The organism is Streptomyces sp. JL2001 (assembly GCF_050917515.1).
In the GTDB taxonomy this organism is placed as follows: Bacteria; Actinomycetota; Actinomycetes; order Streptomycetales; family Streptomycetaceae; genus Streptomyces.
On sequence record NZ_CP169421.1, the window covers coordinates 5,752,637 to 5,771,983 of the forward strand.

The 19,347-nt window shown below is 70.7% G+C and carries 13 protein-coding genes; 7 read left to right on the forward strand and 6 right to left on the reverse strand.

Annotated features, from left to right (window positions below; translation table 11 throughout):
* Positions 1-335: 335 nt before the first annotated feature.
* Positions 336-3,512 (reverse strand): isoleucine--tRNA ligase, encoded by a 3,177-nt coding sequence (gene ileS, locus ACE1OA_RS25645; protein ID WP_384870462.1) that lies wholly within the window; start codon positions 3,510-3,512, stop codon positions 336-338.
* Between the two features lie 546 nt (positions 3,513-4,058).
* Here ileS and ACE1OA_RS25650 point away from each other — a divergent pair.
* The 6 genes from ACE1OA_RS25650 to ACE1OA_RS25675 all read left to right on the forward strand — a co-directional run bounded on the left by ACE1OA_RS25650 (position 4,059) and on the right by ACE1OA_RS25675 (position 9,387).
* Positions 4,059-4,925 carry a TraR/DksA C4-type zinc finger protein gene (locus ACE1OA_RS25650; protein ID WP_432753450.1) on the forward strand — a complete coding sequence of 289 codons (867 nt, stop codon included), beginning with the start codon at positions 4,059-4,061 and terminating at the stop codon, positions 4,923-4,925.
* Positions 4,926-4,987: 62 nt separating this feature from the next.
* Positions 4,988-5,554, forward strand: coding sequence for a signal peptidase II (lspA, locus tag ACE1OA_RS25655; protein ID WP_356603311.1), 567 nt, complete (start codon positions 4,988-4,990; stop codon positions 5,552-5,554).
* Between the two features lie 41 nt (positions 5,555-5,595).
* On the forward strand, positions 5,596-6,537 hold the full coding sequence (locus ACE1OA_RS25660; RefSeq protein ID WP_432753451.1) for an RluA family pseudouridine synthase: 942 nt from the start codon (positions 5,596-5,598) through the stop codon (positions 6,535-6,537).
* On the forward strand, positions 6,534-7,007 hold the full coding sequence (locus ACE1OA_RS25665) for a GNAT family N-acetyltransferase (protein WP_356603315.1): 474 nt from the start codon (positions 6,534-6,536) through the stop codon (positions 7,005-7,007). Before ACE1OA_RS25660 ends, ACE1OA_RS25665 begins: the two co-directional genes overlap by 4 nt.
* A gap of 200 nt (positions 7,008-7,207) precedes the next feature.
* Positions 7,208-8,794: a Na+/H+ antiporter gene (locus ACE1OA_RS25670; RefSeq protein ID WP_356779856.1), complete on the forward strand. Its 1,587-nt coding sequence runs from the start codon at positions 7,208-7,210 to the stop codon at positions 8,792-8,794.
* 23 nt (positions 8,795-8,817) lie between these two features.
* On the forward strand, positions 8,818-9,387 hold the full coding sequence (locus tag ACE1OA_RS25675; RefSeq protein WP_432753452.1) for a dienelactone hydrolase family protein: 570 nt from the start codon (positions 8,818-8,820) through the stop codon (positions 9,385-9,387).
* Between the two features lie 93 nt (positions 9,388-9,480).
* Here the strand turns inward: ACE1OA_RS25675 and ACE1OA_RS25680 are convergent, their stop codons facing one another.
* The 5 genes from ACE1OA_RS25680 to ACE1OA_RS25700 form a co-directional block, all read right to left on the reverse strand.
* A complete protein-coding gene (locus ACE1OA_RS25680) occupies positions 9,481-10,425 on the reverse strand; it encodes a zinc metalloprotease (protein WP_384870466.1) in 945 nt (314 codons plus the stop codon).
* Positions 10,426-10,781: 356 nt separating this feature from the next.
* Positions 10,782-12,431 (reverse strand): alkaline phosphatase D family protein, encoded by a 1,650-nt coding sequence (locus ACE1OA_RS25685; protein ID WP_386542478.1) that lies wholly within the window; start codon positions 12,429-12,431, stop codon positions 10,782-10,784.
* Between the two features lie 144 nt (positions 12,432-12,575).
* Positions 12,576-13,391, reverse strand: coding sequence for a DsbA family protein (locus ACE1OA_RS25690; RefSeq protein ID WP_356603323.1), 816 nt, complete (start codon positions 13,389-13,391; stop codon positions 12,576-12,578).
* A gap of 49 nt (positions 13,392-13,440) precedes the next feature.
* Positions 13,441-14,127 (reverse strand): hypothetical protein, encoded by a 687-nt coding sequence (locus ACE1OA_RS25695; protein ID WP_384870470.1) that lies wholly within the window; start codon positions 14,125-14,127, stop codon positions 13,441-13,443.
* A gap of 62 nt (positions 14,128-14,189) precedes the next feature.
* Complete coding sequence (locus tag ACE1OA_RS25700) at positions 14,190-15,512, reverse strand: DUF2252 domain-containing protein (protein WP_356603327.1); 1,323 nt, start codon at positions 15,510-15,512, stop codon at positions 14,190-14,192.
* Positions 15,513-15,748: 236 nt separating this feature from the next.
* On the opposite strand from ACE1OA_RS25700, the gene dnaE reads away from it, so the two are divergent.
* Entirely contained in the window at positions 15,749-19,288 is a 3,540-nt protein-coding gene (dnaE, locus tag ACE1OA_RS25705; RefSeq protein ID WP_432753453.1) for a DNA polymerase III subunit alpha, read from the forward strand.
* Positions 19,289-19,347 lie beyond the last annotated feature (59 nt).

Genomic DNA, 19,347 nt, shown 5'->3' on the forward strand with positions numbered 1-19,347 from the left:
CCGCACCGGGCAGGTGGCGGGTCGTCGCCGACGGAGGGCCGCGTCACGCCGCGGATCCGCCGTCGCACGCCCCGCGCACCCGGAGCCACGGCCCGCCCGCGCCTAGTCCTGTCCGGGCGATCTTCGAGGACCGGCCGCGGCGTCGGATGTGGTGCATCGCAAGGCGGAGGATCGCCCTCGTACTGGGCGTACTCGGGCGACTCCGACAACGCCGCGAGGTGCCGCAGCCGTCGTCGCGGGCCCGAGAAGATCGCCCGGACAGGACCTAGCGCCCCGCCCCGCACGCCGGAGGCCCGGCACCCCACCGAAGGGGTGCCGGGCCTCTGGCGGAGCGCCTACGCCTTGCGGAGGCGGAACGTCAGGGAGAGGGACTCGTCCGTGAACGGGGCGCCGAAGCCGGCGTCCGCCTCGCCCCGGGCGTGGTCCGTCGCCAGGACCTCGTCCGCGATCAGGTCCGCGTGCGCCGTCAGCGCCTCCGTCGTCTCCGCGGAGTCCGAGGTCCAGCGCAGGGCGATCCGGTCCGCCACGTCCAGGCCGCTGTTCTTGCGGGCCTCCTGGATCAGGCGGATCGCGTCACGCGCCAGGCCGGCCCGCCGCAGCTCCGGAGTGATCTCCAGGTCCAGGGCGACCGTCGCGCCGGAGTCCGAGGCGACCGACCAGCCCTCCCGCGGGGTCTCCGTGATGATGATCTCGTCGGGGCCGACCGTGATCGTCTCGCCGTCGACCTCCAGCGTCGCCTCGCCGGAGCGCAGCGCCAGCGACAGCGCCGCCGCGTCCGCCGCCGCGACCGCCTTCGCCACGTCCTGGACGCCCTTGCCGAAGCGCTTGCCCAGCGCCCGGAAGTTCGCCTTCGCGGTCGTGTCGACCAGTGAGCCGCCGACCTCGCTGAGCGATGCCAGCGAGGAGACGTTCAGCTCCTCCGTGATCTGCGCCCGCAGCTCGTCGGAGAGCGCGGCGAAGCCGTGGGCGGCCACCAGGGCGCGGGAGAGCGGCTGGCGGGTCTTGACGCCGGACTCCGCCCGCGTCGCCCGGCCCAGCTCCACCAGGCGCCGCACCAGCAGCATCTGCTGGGACAGCTCCGGGTCGACGGCCGTGAGGTCCGCCTCCGGCCAGGTGGAGAGGTGGACCGACTCGGGTGCGTCGGGCGTCACGGGGACCACCAGGTCCTGCCAGACGCGCTCCGTGATGAACGGCGTCAGCGGGGCCATCAGGCGGGTGACCGTCTCGATCACGTCGTGCAGGGTGCGCAGCGCCGCCGCGTCGCCCTGCCAGAACCGGCGGCGCGAGCGCCGCACGTACCAGTTCGACAGGTCGTCGACGAAGGAGGAGACCAGCTTGCCCGCGCGCTGGGTGTCGTAGGACTCCAGCGCCTGTGTGACCTGGTCCACCAGCGCGTTGAGCTCGCTCAGCAGCCAGCGGTCCAGGACCGTGCGGTCCGCCGGCGCCGGGTCCGCCGCGGACGGCGCCCAGCCGGACGTACGGGCGTACAGCGCCTGGAAGGCGACCGTGTTCCAGTACGTCAGCAGGGTCTTGCGCACGACCTCCTGGATCGTGCCGTGACCGACCCGGCGGGCCGCCCACGGGGAGCCGCCGGCCGCCATGAACCAGCGCACCGCGTCCGCGCCGTGCCGGTCCATCAGCGGGATCGGGTCCAGGGTGTTGCCGAGGTGCTTGGACATCTTGCGGCCGTCCTCGGCGAGGATGTGGCCCAGGCAGACCACGTTCTCGTACGAGGACTTGTCGAAGACCAGCGTGCCGACCGCCATCAGCGTGTAGAACCAGCCGCGCGTCTGGTCGATGGCCTCGGAGATGAACTGCGCCGGGTACCGGCTCTCGAACAGCTCCTTGTTCTTGTACGGGTACCCGTACTGCGCGAACGGCATCGAGCCCGAGTCGTACCAGGCGTCGATGACCTCCGGGACGCGCGTCGCCTCGGCCGAGCAGCCCTCGTGGCCGCAGGTGAAGGTGACGTCGTCGATGTACGGGCGGTGCGGGTCCAGGGACGACTGGTCCGTGCCGGTCAGCCGCGAGAGCTCCTCGCGGGAACCGACGCAGGTGAGGTGGCCCTCCTCGCAGCGCCAGATCGGCAGCGGGGTGCCCCAGTAGCGGTTGCGGGAGAGCGCCCAGTCGATGTTGTTGCTCAGCCAGTCGCCGAAGCGGCCGTGCTTGACGGTGTCCGGGAACCAGTTCGTCTTCTCGTTCTCCTGGAGGAGACGGTCCTTGACGGCGGTGGTGCGGATGTACCAGGAGGGCTGCGCGTAGTAGAGCAGCGCCGTGTGGCAGCGCCAGCAGTGCGGGTAGCTGTGCTCGTACGGGACGTGCCGGAAGAGCAGGCCGCGGGCGCCCAGGTCCGCGGTGAGGGCCTCGTCGGCCTTCTTGAAGAAGACGCCGCCGACCAGCGGCACGTCCTCCTCGAAGGTGCCGTCGGGGCGGACCGGGTTCACGACCGGCAGGCCGTAGGACCGGCAGACCTTGAGGTCGTCCTCGCCGAAGGCGGGGGACTGGTGCACGAGACCCGTGCCGTCCTCGGTGGTCACGTACTCGGCGTTGACGACGTAGTGCGCCTCGGCCGGACGCTGTCCGTCGGTTCCCTCGCCGACGCTCGGGAACTCCACCAGCTCGAAGGGGCGCTGGTACGTCCAGCGCTCCATCTCGGCGCCGGTGAAGGTCTCGCCGGTGGTCACCCAGCCTTCGCCGAGGGCCTTGTCGACCAGCGGCTCGGCGACGACCAGCTGCTCATCGCCGTCCGTGGCGACGACGTAGGTCACCTCGGGGTGGGCCGCGACCGCCGTGTTGGAGACCAGGGTCCAGGGGGTCGTCGTCCAGACCAGGAGCGCCGCCCGGCCGGCCAGCGGACCGGAGGTCAGCGGGAAGCGGACGAAGACGGACGGGTCGACGACGGTCTCGTAGCCCTGCGCCAGCTCGTGGTCCGAGAGGCCGGTGCCGCAGCGCGGGCACCAGGGGGCGACGCGGTGGTCCTGCACGAGCAGGCCCTTGTCGAAGATCTGCTTCAGCGACCACCAGACCGACTCGATGTACTCGGGGTCCATGGTCCGGTACGCGTCGTCGAGGTCGACCCAGTAACCCATGCGGGTCGTGAGCTCGGCGAAGGCGTCGGTGTGGCGGGTCACCGACTCGCGGCACTTGTCGTTGAAGGCCGCGATGCCGTACGCCTCGATGTCCTTCTTGCCGGCGAAGCCGAGTTCCTTCTCGACGGCGAGTTCGACGGGCAGCCCGTGGCAGTCCCAGCCGGCCTTGCGGGCCACGTGGTAGCCGCGCATGGTCCGGAAGCGGGGGAAGACGTCCTTGAAGACGCGGGCCTCGATGTGGTGGGCACCGGGCATGCCGTTGGCGGTCGGCGGGCCCTCGTAGAACACCCACTCGGGGCGGCCCTCGGACTGCTCCAGGGTCTTGGCGAAGACCTTGCTCTCGCGCCAGAAGTCGAGAACGGCGTGCTCGAGCGCGGGCAGGTCGACCTGGGCGGGCACCTGGCGGTATTGCGGCGGCGTCATGGGGTGAGCTCCTCCGGCGGACTGCTTCGTTTCCGTCCGGAGGGACGAGAGCGCCGTGCTGCGCGCTTCCCGCGGTACCACCCTCCTTGGCCCCGGGCGTGCGCCCGTGGCCCCCTCATTGGGGTCGCGATGCCGGGTCTACTCGCCTCACGGCTTTCTTCCGGCGGCTCCGGGGTGATGCTTCACATCGGGCTGGCCCCCGGGCTCTCACCGTCCCCGGGTCGCTCATGGCTGCGTACGACGCTACTCGTCCCCATCCAAGCCTTTCGCTGGGCCCAGTGTACGGGCCCCGGAGCGGCGTGGCAGACCGGTTTTCCGGTGACCCGAATGGCCACACCGGGGGCACGGACTTCGGGTGCGCCCATGTGGGGGAGTGGTCGTCGGGGTTACCGGCCGGGGAGCTGGGCACAACGCAGGCAGGCTCGCCTTGCCGCGGGCATGGGCGGGTGGGAAACGGCGGCGAGCCCCGTTGCCGCGGACCCTGGGCCGATTTATCGTCCCAGCACGATTCGCGAGCAAGATCACAAAATGTGAAGGGGCCGCGACATGGTGGCGAAGAAGACCGCCGCGAAGAAGACCTCGGCCGCCGGCCCCGCCGGTGCGGACGGGGCGGCCAAGGCCGTGAACGGCAAGAAGTCCACGGCCGCGAAGAAGGCGGGCACGGCGGCCCCGGCCCGGAAGAGCGCGACCACGACCACGACCGCGGGGAGCACCACCGCGACGAAGACGGCGAAGAGGACCGCCGCCAAGCGGACGGGTGCGAAGCGGGCCGCCGCCTCGGACGCCGCCGCGTCCGGGGTCGCGGCGGACGGGGCCGGGACGGTGGCGGGGACGGACGGTACCCCGGTGGGGAAGGCCGCCGTCCGGAAGGCACCGGCCAGGAAGACCGCAGTCAGGAAGAAGGCCGCATCCGCGGCACGGGTGGAGAAGACAGGAGCCAGGACGGTGGCAGCGAAGAAGACCGCGGGTGGCGTGACGACGGCCGAGGACGGGGCAGCGGTGCCCCAGGCCCGCGCCGGCGAGCTCGCCGTGCGTCCCGGCGAGGAGCCGTGGACGCCCGAGGAGGTCGCCGAGGCCCGTGCCGAGCTGGAGAGCGAGGTGCTCAGACTCCGGTCCGAGCTGCTCCACTCCCAGCAGGAGCTCACCGGTCTGATGCGGGACTCCGGGGACGGCGCGGGGGACGACCAGGCCGACACCGGCACGAAGAACATCACGCGCGAGCACGAGCTGGCGCTGGCCGCGAACGCCCGGGAGATGCTGGAGCAGTCCGAGCACGCCCTGGAACGGCTCGACGCGGGCACGTACGGCCTCTGCGAGGTCTGCGGCAAGCCCATCGGCAAGGCGCGGATGCAGGCGTTCCCGCGGGCCACCCTGTGCGTCGAGGACAAGCAGAAACAGGAGCGCCGCGGCTGACGGCGCCGCACGGCCGTGCCGTACCCTCGTGCACAGTCAGGCACCTAGGTTGAGGGACTCACGTGACAGAGGCGGAGCGCGTCATCGGTACGCCGGATTCAGCAGGGGCCGACGAGGCGGCGGCTCCCGCAGAGCTGCCGAAGGGCAGGCGGAAGATCGTCGCGCTGCTCGTGGTGGCGCTCGTCGCGTACCTCGTCGACCTCGGCAGCAAGATGCTGGTCGTCGCCAAGCTGGAGGGCCACGAGCCGATCCGGGTCGTCGGCGACCTGCTCAAGTTCGACGCGATCCGCAATCCCGGCGCCGCGTTCGGCATGGGTGAGGCCTTCACGATCATCTTCACCTGCATCGCGGCGGTCGTGATCGTCGTGATCATCCGGCTGGCCCGGAAGCTCTACAGCACCGCGTGGGCCATCGCGCTCGGCCTGCTGCTCGGCGGTGCGCTGGGCAACCTCACCGACCGGATCTTCCGCGCCCCGGGCGTCTTCGAGGGCGCGGTGGTCGACTTCATCGCGCCCGCCCACTTCGCCGTCTTCAACCTGGCGGACTCGGCGATCGTGTGCGGCGGCTTCCTGATCGTCATCCTCTCCTTCCGCGGTCTCGACCCGGACGGGACCGTCCACAAGGACTGAGGGCGGAACCGGTCACCGGCGGCGTCCGGCATACTCGACGGGTGAGTACGAGTCCCGAGGTCCGCACCCTGCCCGTTCCCGATGGCCTGGAGGGCGAGCGCGTCGACGCCGCCATCGCCCGAATGTTCGGGTTCTCCCGTACGAAGGCGGCCGAGCTGGCCGCCGCCGGGAAGGTCCAGGTCGACGGCTCCGTCGTCGGCAAGTCCGAGCGGGTCAGCGGCGGCGCCTGGCTCGAGGTCGAGATGCCCGGCGCGCCGGCGCCGGTCCAGATCGTGGCCGAGCCCGTCGAGGGCATGGAGATCGTCCACGACGACGACGACATCGTCGTGATCATGAAGCCCGTCGGGGTCGCCGCGCACCCCAGCCCCGGCTGGACCGGCACGACCGTGATCGGCGGCCTGGCGGCCGCGGGCTACCGCATCTCCACCTCCGGCGCCGCCGAGCGCCAGGGGATCGTGCACCGGCTCGACGTCGGCACCTCCGGCCTGATGGTCGTCGCGAAGTCGGAGCGGGCGTACACGCTGCTCAAGGCCCAGTTCAAGGAGCGGGTCGTCGACAAGCGCTACCACGCGCTGGTGCAGGGGCACCCGGACCCGATGAGCGGCACGATCGACGCGCCGATCGGCCGGCACCCGAACCACGACTACAAGTGGGCGGTGACCGCCGACGGCAAGGCGTCCGTCACCCACTACGACCTGATCGAGGCGTACCGCGCGGCCTCGCTGCTCGACATCAAGCTGGAGACGGGCCGCACGCACCAGATCCGGGTGCACATGTCGGCCCACCGCCACCCGTGCGTCGGCGACCTCACCTACGGCGCGGACCCGACGATGGCCAAGCGGCTCGGCCTGACCCGGCAGTGGCTGCACGCCGTGCGGCTCGGCTTCGAGCACCCGGAGGACGGCCGGCGGGTCGAGTTCTCGTCCACCTACCCGGCGGACCTCCAGCAGGCGCTGGACCGGATCGCTGCGGAGAGCCAGTGAGCGCCGGCGCGGGCTTCTCGGTACGGGAGGCCGTCGCGCCGGACGACCGCGCGGCCTGCTTCGCCGTCCGCAAGGACGTCTTCGTGGTCGAGCAGCGGGTCCCGCAGGAGATCGAGTACGACTCCTACGACGAGACGGCCGTGCACGTGCTGGCGATCCGCGACGACGGTCTGCCGCTCGGCACCGGCCGGCTGCTGTACGGCGCGGACGCGGCGGGCAAGACCGGCGGCGACGCGGCGGTGGGCTCCCTGGGGCGGCTCGCCGTCACCAAGGCGGCCCGGGGCCTCGGTGTCGGCGCGGCCCTGGTGCGCGCGATCGAGGACGCGGCGCGCGAGCGCGGCCTGGCGGCCGTGGACCTGCACGCACAGACGCACGCCCTCGGCTTCTACGAGCGCCTCGGCTACGCGGCCTACGGACCCGAGTTCCCGGACGCGGGCATCGCGCACCGGGCGATGCGCCGCTCGATCTGAGCTCCGGCGGCCCCTGGGGGCCGCCCCCCGACGGCCGCGCCGCGAGCGCGGCCGTCGTGCTTTCCGCGCCGTCCGGCGCCCTCCGCCGCGGCAGCGGTCCTCCGGCAGTGTCGCGCCCACGGTGCTTTCGTCTGATTCGGGGCGTTCGTGGCAGGGTTGGGACCCTGATCGTCGACGCGCCGGAAGGCGGAGGGCTCCCCGTGGACCAATTGGCCCTGTTGTTCCTGCTGTTGCTCGGCGCGCTGCTCACCGTGCCGCTGGGGGAGCGGCTGGGGCTGCCGGCTCCGGTCCTGATGACCCTGATCGGGATCGTGCTGGCCTTCCTGCCGTTCGTGCCGAACGTCGACATCCCGCCCGAGTTCATCCTGCCGCTGGTCCTCCCGCCGCTCCTCTACGCCTCCGTGCAGCGCACGTCCTGGCGGCAGTTCGCGGCGAACAGACGGCCCATCTTCCTGCTCGCCGTCGCCCTCGTCTTCGTCACCACGGCCGCCGTCGCCGCCGTGGCGGGCGCCCTCGTCCCCGGGCTCCCCCTCGCCGCCGCCGTGGCCCTCGGCGCGCTCGTCGCGCCGCCCGACCCGGTCGCCGCGACCGCCGTCGCCGGCTCTCTCGGGCTGCCGCGCCGTCTCGTCTCGATCCTGGAGGGCGAGGGCCTCTTCAACGACGTGACCGCGATCGTGCTCTACCACGTGGCCATCGGCGCGGTCGTCGGCGGCTCCTTCTCCTGGGAGGAGGCGGGCGCCGAACTGGTCCTCTCCGCCGTCGTCGCCGTCGCGGTCGGCCTCGGCCTCGGCTGGATCAGCAACAAGCTCATGGCCCTGCTCGGCGAGGCCACGCTGCAGACCGGACTCACCCTCCTCGTCCCCTTCGTGTCGTACGTCATCGCCGAGGAGCTGCACGGCTCCGGCGTCCTCGCCGTCCTCGTCGTGGCCCTCTATCTCGCGCACCACGCGACCGACGCCGACGACGTCGTGGGGCGGCTCGCCGGGCAGACCTTCTGGGAGATCGTCGACACGCTCGTGGCGGGCATCGCCTTCGGGCTCATCGGGCTGGAGCTCCACGTCGTCTTCGGGACCGCCGAGGGGCACCTCGGCGAGATGATCGGCTGGGGTGCCGCGGTGGCCGGTGTCGTCGTCGCCGTCCGGCTGGTGTGGCTGCTTCCCGCGACCTGGCTGGCGAAGCGGCTGCACACCCGGCGCGACTACGACGAGGAGGTCCCCATGAGCTGGCGGGAGACCGTCGTCATGTGGTGGGCCGGGATGCGGGGAGTGGCCTCGGTGGCGCTGGCGCTCGCCATCCCGCTGCGCACGGACGACGGCGCGCCCTTCCCCGGCCGTGACCAGATCATCTTCATCGCCTTCTGCGTGATCATCGCCACGCTCGTCATCCAGGGTCTCAGCCTGCCCTGGCTGGTGAGGCGGCTCGGGGTGCGGGCCGACACCGACGCCGAGCGGGAGCTGGAGCGGAACCTCGCGATCCGGGCGGCGAAGGCGGCGCGGCGCCGGCTGAAGGACATCGAGGACCTGGAGGAGCTGCCCGAGGAGGTCCAGGAGCGGCTCCTGCGCGGGGCGTTCGACATCGGGGCGCGGATCAGCCCGGACATGCTGGACGAGGAGCGGCGGGCCGCCTTCGCCGAGCGGGCCGGGCGGATCAAGGCCGTCCAGCGGATCCAGCGCGAGATGATGTCGGCCGCGCGCCACGAGGTGCTGTCGGCCCGGAACGAGCCGGGCGCCGATCCCGAGGTGGTCGACCGGGTGCTGCGCCGGCTGGACGTGCGCAGTCTGAAGTAGCCGCCGTGAGGGAGGATGGCCGCATGGACATCATGCTTTTCCACTCGGTCCACGGCCTGCGCCCGGCGGTGGAGGCCGCGGCCGAGCGGCTGCGGGCCGCCGGGCACGAGGTGCACGTGCCCGATCTCTTCGAGGGGCGGACGGCCGAGACCGTCGAGGAGGGGACGGAGCTCAAGGAGAAGATCGGCAAGGACGAGCTGCTGCGGCGGGCGATCCTCGCCGCGGCCCCGTACTCCGAGCGCGGCCTCGTCTACGCGGGCTTCTCCTTCGGCGCCTCGGTCGCCCAGACGCTCGCCCTCGGCGACGAGCGGGCGCGCGGGCTGCTGATGCTCCACGGCACCTCGGACATCGCCCCGAACGTGACGGTCGACGACCTGCCGGTCCAGCTGCACGTGGCCGATCCCGACCCCTTCGAGTCGTACGACTGGCTGACGTCCTGGTACCTGCAGATGCGGCGGATCGGCGCCGACGTCGAGATCTACCGCTACCCGGGCGCCGGCCACCTGTACACCGACCCGGAGCTCCCGGACTGGGACGAGGCCGCCGCCGAGGAGACCTGGACGCTGGCCCTCGGCTTCGTCGAGAGCCTCTGATCCGACGGAAGAAGGGCGCGGCGGGGGCTCTCCCGCCGCGCCCTTCCCCGGTTGCCGGGCCTCAGAGTGCCCGGCTCCTCAGTGGAGCAACGTTCAGCCTGCGCGGTACGCGGTCCAGGCGCTGCTCATCCGCGCGACCTGGCCCGCGGTGAACTGGTACATGCACGCGTCGTAGGTGTAGTCCATGAAGTTGTGGATGGGGTCCACACCCGCCTTGGAGGCGCAGCTGTCGCGGCCGGTCGGGCACTCGTAGGCCGGGCTCTTCTCGGCCGGGGTGTCGCTCACCGAGTCGCCGGATCCGTTGCAGCCGCCCTGGAACGTGTGGTACAGCCCCATCCAGTGGCCGACCTCGTGGGTGGCGGTGTCGCCCTCGTTGTAGTTGGCGGCGGATCCGCCCGGCAGCGAGGCGTCGAGCACGACCACACCGTCCATGGACGGGCTGGAGTTGTACGAGGACGGGAAGGTCGCCCAGCCCAGCAGGCCGCCGCCGAGGTTCGCGGTGTAGAAGTTCAGCGCGCCCGCGCCGCCCTTGCGGAGGGTCTGCTTCATCTGCTTCTCGGCGGTGGAGCCGGAGGACAGGTTGTACCAGGTGGCGTTGTCCGTGTAGTCGGTTCCGGCCAGGGTGAACTGGAAGTTGGTGTTCACGTTGCCGGTGCCCTGGCCCGCGTACGCGGCGTTGAGGACGGCCATCTGGTTGTTGATCGCGGTGGAGCTGAGCTTGCCGGTCGTGCCGCTGTGGATGACGTGGAAGTAGACCGGGATGTTCACCACGGCCGCGGCGGAGGCGGCGGCGGAGCTGCGGCCGGACGACCGGATCTTGGACAGTCTGTTGTTCAGGTCCGCGTCCATGGCCTTGGCCTGGGCGGCGGTGACCTCGTTGGGCTCGGCGGCGTGGGTGGTGCCGCCCTTCGCCTTGCGGGCGCTGGAGACGGCGTCCGAACCGTCCACGCAGTCCGCGGCGGACGTGCCGGCGGCGGAGGTGGTGACGGGGGAGGCCGAAGGGGCGGAAAGCGGCGCCAGGGCCAAGGTTCCGGCCATCACGGCAGTGCCGAGCATACGACGTGACATGCGCGGCGATATACGGACAAGAGCACGCACTGGTGACTCCTCGCGGGGGGTGGTGGAGAGGGACTTCCTCGCCATCGCGGGGAGATTACGGGTCCATGTCAGCCGTTGATGAGCATTGATCAAGCCCAATCATTCGTGGTGCATTTCGGGGCAACGGGAAGAAAAACTTTCGTGACTTCCGGACTTTGAGACAGAGGCGTAACGGGCGGGGGAGCGGAGACGGGTGGTGTGTCCGGATTCGATCGTCCGAACCCACCACCCGCCGTGATGATGTGATCTCCCGTTAACAATGCGGATCATGGCCGAAAATCGACCATGACGAGGTGTCAGCGCACCGGCTGGTACACCCGCTCGACACGCTGCGTTCCGGTGGCCGTCCGGTACGAGCGCGCCCAGGCGGCCGTCGCGTCCGTACGGGCCTTGTCGGAGACCGTGTAGTAGTCCATCTGCGCCTGCTCGGCGGTCACGTCGAGGACGCCGTAGCCGTGGTGGTCCATGTCCACCCACTTCACATGGCGGTTGGCGGCCTTGATCGCCCCGGCGGCCACCACCGACACCGTGCCGGGCGCGACGTGGAGGATGTCGTCGAGGTTGTCGGAGGTCACCGACGTCACGACGAACTCGGTCGCCGCCGACTGCGACAGCGGGTACGTCGCCGCCTTCACCGGCACGTCGTTGGCCCAGGCCATGTGGATGTCACCGGTCAGGAAGACGGTGTTCCGCACCGATCGCTGGGTCAGGTGGTTCAGCAGCTCCCGGCGGTCGTCCGTGTAGCCGTCCCACTGGTCGACGTTGACCGCGAGGCCCTCCTTCGGCAGCCCCAGCAGCTCCGCGAGCGGGCCGAGCAGGTGCGCGGGCAGGGAGCCGAAGGCCACCGGCGAGATCATCACCGAGGTGCCGACGAGCTTCCACTGGGCGTCCGAGCCCGCCAGACCGGACTTCAGCCAGTCCAGCTGGGCGCGACCGGTCAGGGTGCGCTCCGGGTCGTCGACCGCGCCGCTGCCGACCCCGGCCTGCTGGGAGCGGAAGGAGCGCAGGTCGAGCAGGTGCAGATCGGCCAGCTTGCCGAAGCGCAGCCGCCGGTAGACGGTGCCCTCCGTCGACGCGCGGACCGGCATCCACTCGAAGTACGCCTGCTTGGCGGCGGCGACCCGGTCCGCCCAGGCTCCCTCGGCGCCCGGCGTGTGGTTCTCCGCGCCGCCCGACCAGGCGTCGTTGGCGAACTCGTGGTCGTCCCAGATCGCGACGACCGGGTGGGCGGCGTGCAGCGCCTGCAGGTCCGCGTCCGTCTTGTACTTCCCGTGCCGGGTCCGGTAGTCGGACAGCGAGACGATCTCGTGCCGCGGCTCGTGCGGACGGACGACGTACTTCGCCTCCGGATAGCCGCCGCTGGCGTACTCGTAGATGTAGTCGCCGAGATGCAGGACGGCGTCCAGGTCGGCGCGGGCGGCGAGGTGGCGGTAGGCGGAGAAGTAGCCGGACTCCCAGTTGGCGCAGGAGACCACGCCGAAGCGGACGCCGGGTGTGGCGGCCTCGGCGGCCGGGGTGGTGCGGGTGCGGCCGACCGGGGAGACGGTCCCGCCGGCCGTGAAGCGGAAGTGGTAGGTGGTCGCGGGGCGCAGCCCGCGGACGTCGGCCTTGACGGTGTGGTCGGAGGCGGCGGTCGCGGTGGCCGTTCCCCGGGCCACGGTCCTGGCGAAGGCGCGGTCCTCGGCGACCTCCCAGTCGACCGCGACGTCCGGGCCCGTGCCGGAACCGGGCACGGCGTCGGCGACGGGGGTGACGCGCGTCCAGAGCAGGACGCCGTCGGGCAGCGGGTCGCCGGAGGCGACGCCGTGGAGGAATGCGGGGGCCTCGGTCTCCGCGAGTGCGGGGGAGGCGGCGCCCACCAGCGCCGGTGCGGCGACGGCCGTGACGGCGGCGGCCTTCACGACCGTACGGCGGGTGGGGGCGGAGGATATGAAACGACTGGTCACGGGCAGTCAGATTACTGGCCGGTACGCCGCACGGGCAGGCGAAAACCGGAAAGTTCGCCTGCCCGTCGACACCGTGCCGTCCGGCGGTCCCCGCCGGTGTCACCACGCTCCGGGGGCGGCCCCCGGAGCGCGTGATCAATACACCTAGCCCTTGAGGGCCGCGGTGATCGCCGTGTTGAACTGGTCCGCCGTCAGCGGCGGGTTCTCGCTGCCCTCGGCGGTCAGCGCCTTGCCGTCCATCTTCAGCGTCGGCGTGCCCTTCACGCCGCTCGCGTCGAACGCCGCGGACATCTTCATCGCCCAGGCGTCGAAGGTGCCGTCCTCCACGTTCTTCTTGAACTGCGCGTTGCCCTTCAGCGCGGGCACCGAGTCCGCCACCTCCAGGAGGTAGGAGTCCTTGGCGAACTTGTCCTGGGTCTCCTCCGGGTGGAACTGCGTGGAGTAGAGGGCCGACTTGTACTTCAGGAAGGCCTCGGGGCTCACGTCGAGCGCCGCGCCGAGCGCCGACAGGGCGTTCTTCGACCCCTCGCCCTGCGCGGCGTTGTCGATGAAGGTGGCGCCGACGTACTTGACCTTGTACTTGCCGTCCGCGACGTCCTTCTCGACCACGGCGCCGACCTGCTGCTCGAAGGTCGCGCACACCGGGCAGCGCGAGTCCTCGTACAGCTCCAGGGTCTTCTTCGCCTCCGGCTTGCCGATCACGACCGTGGTGCCGTTCGCGCCCTCGGTGTTCCGGGGAGCCGTGACGTTCTTCGCGTCCTTGGCGGCCTCCCACTGCCCGGGCTTGCCGGCCTGGACGACGAGGTAGCCGACGCCGCCGGCCACGGCCAGCAGGGCGACGGCCGACACGCCGACGATCACCTGACGGCGGGCCTTGTCCTTCTTCGCCTGGCGTTCGCGCTCGACGCGCAGCCGCTCGCGGGCGGCGGCCTTGTTCGCCTGGTTGTTGCGTGCGCTCATGATGTCGATCTCCGTCGGTGTGAGGAAAGAAAAAGGGGGGGACTGGTGCTCAGGCGAGGACGAAGCCCGGGCACGGCGGTCCCCGCCGTCCGACGGAGTGCACGAGGAGACGCGTACGGGACCGGCGCGGCCGGTCCGACGGAAGCCCGCCGCGGCGACCGGACGGGCGGGGCGAGCCGAGGAACGCGGCCACCAGCAGGAGCGGCCGGAACGCGAACGCGGCCACCGCGCCGACCAGGCGGGTCAGTGCCCGCTCGCCGTGCCGCAGCCACGCCGCCGCGCACAGTCCGACCGACACGTGGGCGGCGAGCAGCAGCCACGGCAGGGCCGGATCGGGGGTGTGGAGCAGGGCCGCGACACCGCCGCTCCCGGTGGCGGCCACCCCGGGCAGCGGGGTGCCCACGGAGCCGCCGCACAGCACGTCCACGCCGACCGCCCGCAGCGAACCGGCGACGGGCCCGCCGGCCGGTCCGTAACAGACCGCCTGCCCGGTGGTGAAGACCGTGTCGGCGGCCAGTTCCAGCGGCACCAGCAGACCCGCGATCGCACCGAAGCCGCGCTCGCGGCCGGCCAGCGCGTACGCCACGGCGAACACGCCGGCCGAGATCAGGCCCACGGTGACCAGCGGCAGCGGGACCCGGGACAGCAGCACGTGGGAGCCGGCGGACAGCGTCACGACCAGTGCCGTGAAGAGCGCCGCCCGCAGCATCCTGAGCCGCGTCCCTGATATGTCCATCGCGCTGGAGAGTGTGCCACGTCCTCGTGTATGACCCCCTTAAGGGGAGCCTGTGAACCGGGTCAGAGACCGGGGATCCGGCCGTTGCGGAAGAGATCCACGAAGATCTGGTGGTCGGCGCGGGCCCGGGCGCCGTAGCTGTGCGCGAAGTCCACCAGGAGATCCGCGAAGCCGTCCTCGTCGGCGGCGATCGCCGCGTCGATGGCCCGCTCGGTGGAGAACGGCACCAGCGAGTGACCGCTCGAGTCGTCCGCCGCCGCGTGCATCGTCGCCGTCGCCCGGCCCAGGTCGGCCACGGTCGCCGCGATCTCCTCCGGGTCGTCGATGTCCGACCAGTCCAGGTCCACGGCGTACGGCGAGACCTCCGCGACCAGCTGCCCCGCGCCGTCCAGCTCCGTCCAGCCCAGCCACGGGTCCGCGTGCGCCTGGAGCGCCCGCTGCGAGATCACGGTCCGGTGCCCCTCGTGCTGGAAGTACTCCCGCACGGCCGCGTCCGTCACGTGGCGGGAGACCGCCGGGGTCTGCGCCTGCTTCATGTAGATCACGACGTCGTTCTCCAGGGCGTCGCTGTTGCCCTCCAGCAGGATGTTGTACGAGGGCAGGCCGGCCGAGCCGATGCCGATCCCGCGCCGCCCGACGACGTCCTTGACGCGGTACGAGTCCGGGCGGGCCAGGCTCGCCTCGGGCAGGGTCTCCAGGTAGCCGTCGAAGGCCGCCAGCACCTTGTAACGGGTGGCCGCGTCCAGTTCGATCGCGCCGCCGCCCGCCGAGAAGCGGCGCTCGAAGTCGCGGATCTCCGTCATCGAGTCGAGCAGCGCGAACCGGGTCAGGGACCGGGCGTCGCGCAGCGCGCCCAGGAGCGGGCCCTCGGCCGTGTCCAGCGTGAAGGGCGGCACCTCGTCGTTCTTGGCGCCGGTCGACAGCGAGTGGATCCGCTCGCGGTAGGCGGCCGCGTAGATCCGGACCAGCTCGGTGATCTGGTCGTCGCTGAGCGCCTTGGTGTAGCCGATCAGCGCGAGGGAGGCGGCCAGGCGCTTCAGGTCCCAGGTGAAGGGGCCGACGTAGGCCTCGTCGAAGTCGTTGACGTTGAAGATCAGCCGGCCCGTGGCGTCCATGTACGTGCCGAAGTTCTCGGCGTGCAGGTCGCCGTGGATCCAGACCCGGCCGGTGCGCTCGTCCAGGTACGGGCCGCCGTGCCGCTCGGCCTCGAGGTCGGAGTAGAACAGGCACGCCGTGCCCCGGTAGAAGGCGAAGGCCGAACCGGCCATCTTCCGGAACTTGACCCGGAACGCGGCGGGATCGGCCGCCAGGAGCTCGCCGAAGGCGGTGTCGAAGACGGCGAGGATCTGCTCGCCGCGTGCGGCGGCGGGCTGGGGGACCGACATCGAGAATGCCTCCTGGTGCGGGACGTGGCGCAAAATGGTGCATGACAAAACGGACGCGTGTTCCGTGTCTCTCAACGCGTGACGGTACCCCCGAGTGCCCGGCGGCGAAGACTCCGGAGACGTAGACTTCCACGCTGTCCCCCCAGACTGTCCGCAGCCTGTCATCGTCCATCCGTCGCCCGACCGCCCCCTGTACGAGGCGCTTCGCGACGCGTCTTCTCCGGAGGCCTCCCGCCGTGACCAAGCCGCCCTTCACGCACCTCCACGTCCACACCCAGTACTCGCTGCTGGACGGTGCCGCGCGGCTGAAGGACATGTTCAACGCGTGCAACGAGATGGGCATGACGCACATCGCGATGTCCGACCACGGCAACCTCCACGGGGCCTACGACTTCTTCCACACGGCGAAGAAGTCCGGTGTGACGCCGATCATCGGCATCGAGGCGTACGTCGCCCCGGAGTCCCGGCGCAACAAGCGGAAGGTGCAGTGGGGCCAGCCCCACCAGAAGCGCGACGACGTCTCCGGTTCCGGCGGCTACACCCACAAGACGATCTGGGCGGCGAACGCCACCGGGCTGCACAACCTCTTCAAGCTGTCCTCCGACGCCTACGCCGAGGGCTGGCTCCAGAAGTGGCCGCGGATGGACAAGGAGACCATCTCGAAGTGGTCCGAGGGCCTGATCGCCTCCACCGGCTGCCCGTCCGGCGAGCTCCAGACCAGGCTGCGCCTCGGCCAGTTCGACGAGGCCCTGAAGGCCGCCTCCGAGTACCAGGACATCTTCGGCAAGGACCGGTACTTCCTGGAGCTGATGGACCACGGCATCGAGATCGAGCACCGGGTCCGCGACGGGCTCCTGGAGATCGGCAAGAAGCTCGGCATCCCGCCGCTGGTCACCAACGACTCGCACTACACCTACGCGCACGAGGCCGGCGCGCACGACGCCCTGCTCTGCATCCAGACCGGCAAGAACCTCTCCGACCCGGACCGCTTCAAGTTCGACGGCACCGGCTACTACCTGAAGTCCACGGACGAGATGTACGCCATCGACTCCTCGGACGCCTGGCAGGAGGGCTGCGCCAACACGCTCCTGGTCGCCGAGCAGATCGACACCTCCGGCATGTTCGAGGCCAAGAACCTCATGCCGAAGTTCGACATCCCGGACGGCTACACCGAGGTCACCTGGTTCCGCGAGGAGACCATGCGCGGCATGCACCGCCGCTTCCCGGGAGGCATCCCGGAAGACCGCATGAAGCAGGTCGAGTACGAGATGGACACCATCATCTCGATGGGCTTCCCGGGCTACTTCCTCGTCGTCGCCGACTTCATCATGTGGGCGAAGAAGCAGGGCATCGCGGTCGGTCCCGGCCGAGGCTCCGCGGCCGGTTCGATCGTCGCGTACGCCATGGGCATCACCGACCTCGACCCGATCCCGCACGGACTGATCTTCGAGCGCTTCCTCAACCCCGAGCGCATCTCGATGCCCGATGTCGACATCGACTTCGACGAGCGCCGGCGCGTCGAGGTGATTCGCTATGTGACGGAGAAGTACGGCGCCGACAAGGTCGCCATGATCGGCACGTACGGCAAGATCAAGGCCAAGAACGCGATCAAGGACTCCGCCCGCGTCCTCGGCTACCCGTACGCCATGGGCGACCGGCTCACCAAGGCCATGCCCGCCGACGTCCTCGGCAAGGGCATCGACCTCAACGGCATCACCGACCCCTCGCACCCGCGCTACAGCGAGGCCGGCGAGATCCGGGCGATGTACGAGAACGAGCCGGACGTGAAGAAGGTGATCGACACCGCCCGCGGCGTCGAGGGCCTGGTCCGGCAGATGGGCGTGCACGCGGCCGGCGTGATCATGTCCAGCGAACCCATCGTCGAACACGCCCCGATCTGGGTGCGCCACACCGACGGCGTGACCATCACGCAGTGGGACTATCCGCAGTGCGAGTCGCTCGGCCTGCTGAAGATGGACTTCCTGGGCCTGCGGAACCTGACCATCATGGACGACGCCGTCAAGATGGTGAAGGCCAACAAGGGCATCGACCTCGACCTGCTGGCCCTGCCGCTGGACGACCCGAAGACCTTCGAACTGCTCCAGCGCGGTGACACCCTCGGCGTCTTCCAGTTCGACGGCGGGCCCATGCGCTCGCTGCTGCGGCTGATGAAGCCCGACAACTTCGAAGACATCTCCGCCGTGTCCGCCCTGTACCGGCCGGGCCCGATGGGCATGAACTCGCACACGAACTACGCCCTGCGCAAGAACAAGCAGCAGGAGATCACCCCGATCCACCCGGAGCTGGAGAAGCCCCTCGAAGAGGTGCTCGCGGTCACCTACGGCCTGATCGTCTACCAGGAGCAGGTGCAGAAGGCCGCCCAGATCATCGCCGGGTACTCGCTCGGCGAGGCCGACATCCTCCGCCGCGTGATGGGCAAGAAGAAGCCCGAGGAGCTGGCGAAGAACTTCGTCCTCTTCCAGAAGGGCGCCCGGGACAAGGGGTACAGCGACGAGGCGATCCAGAGCCTGTGGGACGTCCTGGTCCCGTTCGCCGGCTACGCCTTCAACAAGGCGCACTCCGCCGCGTACGGCCTGGTCTCCTACTGGACCGCCTACCTCAAGGCGAACCACCCCGCCGAGTACATGGCGGGTCTGCTCACCTCGGTCAAGGACGACAAGGACAAGTCGGCCGTCTACCTGAACGAGTGCCGGCGCATGGGCATCAAGGTGCTGCCGCCCAACGTCAACGAGTCCGAGTCGAACTTCGCCGCGCAGGGCGACGACGTGATCCTCTTCGGCCTGTCCGCCGTCCGCAACGTCGGCACCAACGTCGTCGAGTCGATCATCAGGTCGCGCAAGGCGAAGGGGAAGTACAGCTCCTTCCCCGACTTCCTCGACAAGGTCGAGGCCGTCGTCTGCAACAAGCGGACCATCGAGTCGCTGATCAAGGCCGGCGCCTTCGACGAGATGGGCCACACCCGCAAGGGCCTGGTCGCCCACCACGAGCCCATGATCGACAACGTGGTGGCCGTCAAGCGCAAGGAGGCCGAGGGACAGTTCGACCTCTTCGGCGGAATGGGCGACGAGGCGAGCGACGAGCCCGGCTTCGGCCTCGACGTGGTCTTCTCCGACGTCGAGTGGGAGAAGTCGTACCTGCTCGCCCAGGAGCGCGAGATGCTCGGCCTCTACGTCTCCGACCACCCGCTCTTCGGCATCGAGCACGTCCTGTCCGACAAGACGGACGCGGCGATCTCCCAGCTCACCGGCGGCGAGCACAGCGACGGCGCGGTCGTCACCATCGGCGGCATCATCTCCGGCCTCCAGCGCAAGATGACCAAGCAGGGCAACGCCTGGGCCATCGCCACCGTCGAGGACCTGGCCGGCTCGATCGAGTGCATGTTCTTCCCGGCCACCTACCAGCTGGTCTCCACCCAGCTGGTCGAGGACACGGTCGTCTTCGTGAAGGGCCGCCTCGACAAGCGCGAGGACGTGCCCCGGCTGGTCGCGATGGAGCTGATGGTCCCCGACCTGTCCAACGCCGGCACCAACGCGCCGGTGATCCTCACCATCCCGACGGTGAAGGTCACCCCGCCGATGATCAGCAGGCTCGGCGAGATCCTCGGACACCACAAGGGCAACACCGAGGTCCGGATCAAGCTCCAGGGCCCGCGGACGACCACCGTGCTGCGGCTCGACCGGCACCGGGTGCAGCCCGACCCGGCGCTCTTCGGCGACCTGAAGGTGCTTCTCGGCCCGTCCTGCCTGGCCGGATAGCGCCGGTCCCGCACGCGGACACCGGAAGGGGCGCGCCCGTCGTCACGGGTGCGCCCCTT

What these genes read in the sequence shown, in the direction of transcription:
- ACE1OA_RS25680 (WP_384870466.1), bottom strand. Translation starts at nt 10,425, where the DNA reads ATGGCCGGAACCTTGGCCCTGGCGCCGCTTTCCGCCCCTTCGGCCTCC.
- ileS (WP_384870462.1), bottom strand. Translation starts at nt 3,512, where the DNA reads ATGACGCCGCCGCAATACCGCCAGGTGCCCGCCCAGGTCGACCTGCCC.
- ACE1OA_RS25650 (WP_432753450.1), top strand. Translation starts at nt 4,059, where the DNA reads ATGGTGGCGAAGAAGACCGCCGCGAAGAAGACCTCGGCCGCCGGCCCC.
- ACE1OA_RS25700 (WP_356603327.1), bottom strand. Translation starts at nt 15,512, where the DNA reads ATGTCGGTCCCCCAGCCCGCCGCCGCACGCGGCGAGCAGATCCTCGCC.
- ACE1OA_RS25690 (WP_356603323.1), bottom strand. Translation starts at nt 13,391, where the DNA reads ATGAGCGCACGCAACAACCAGGCGAACAAGGCCGCCGCCCGCGAGCGG.
- ACE1OA_RS25695 (WP_384870470.1), bottom strand. Translation starts at nt 14,127, where the DNA reads ATGGACATATCAGGGACGCGGCTCAGGATGCTGCGGGCGGCGCTCTTC.
- ACE1OA_RS25675 (WP_432753452.1), top strand. Translation starts at nt 8,818, where the DNA reads ATGGACATCATGCTTTTCCACTCGGTCCACGGCCTGCGCCCGGCGGTG.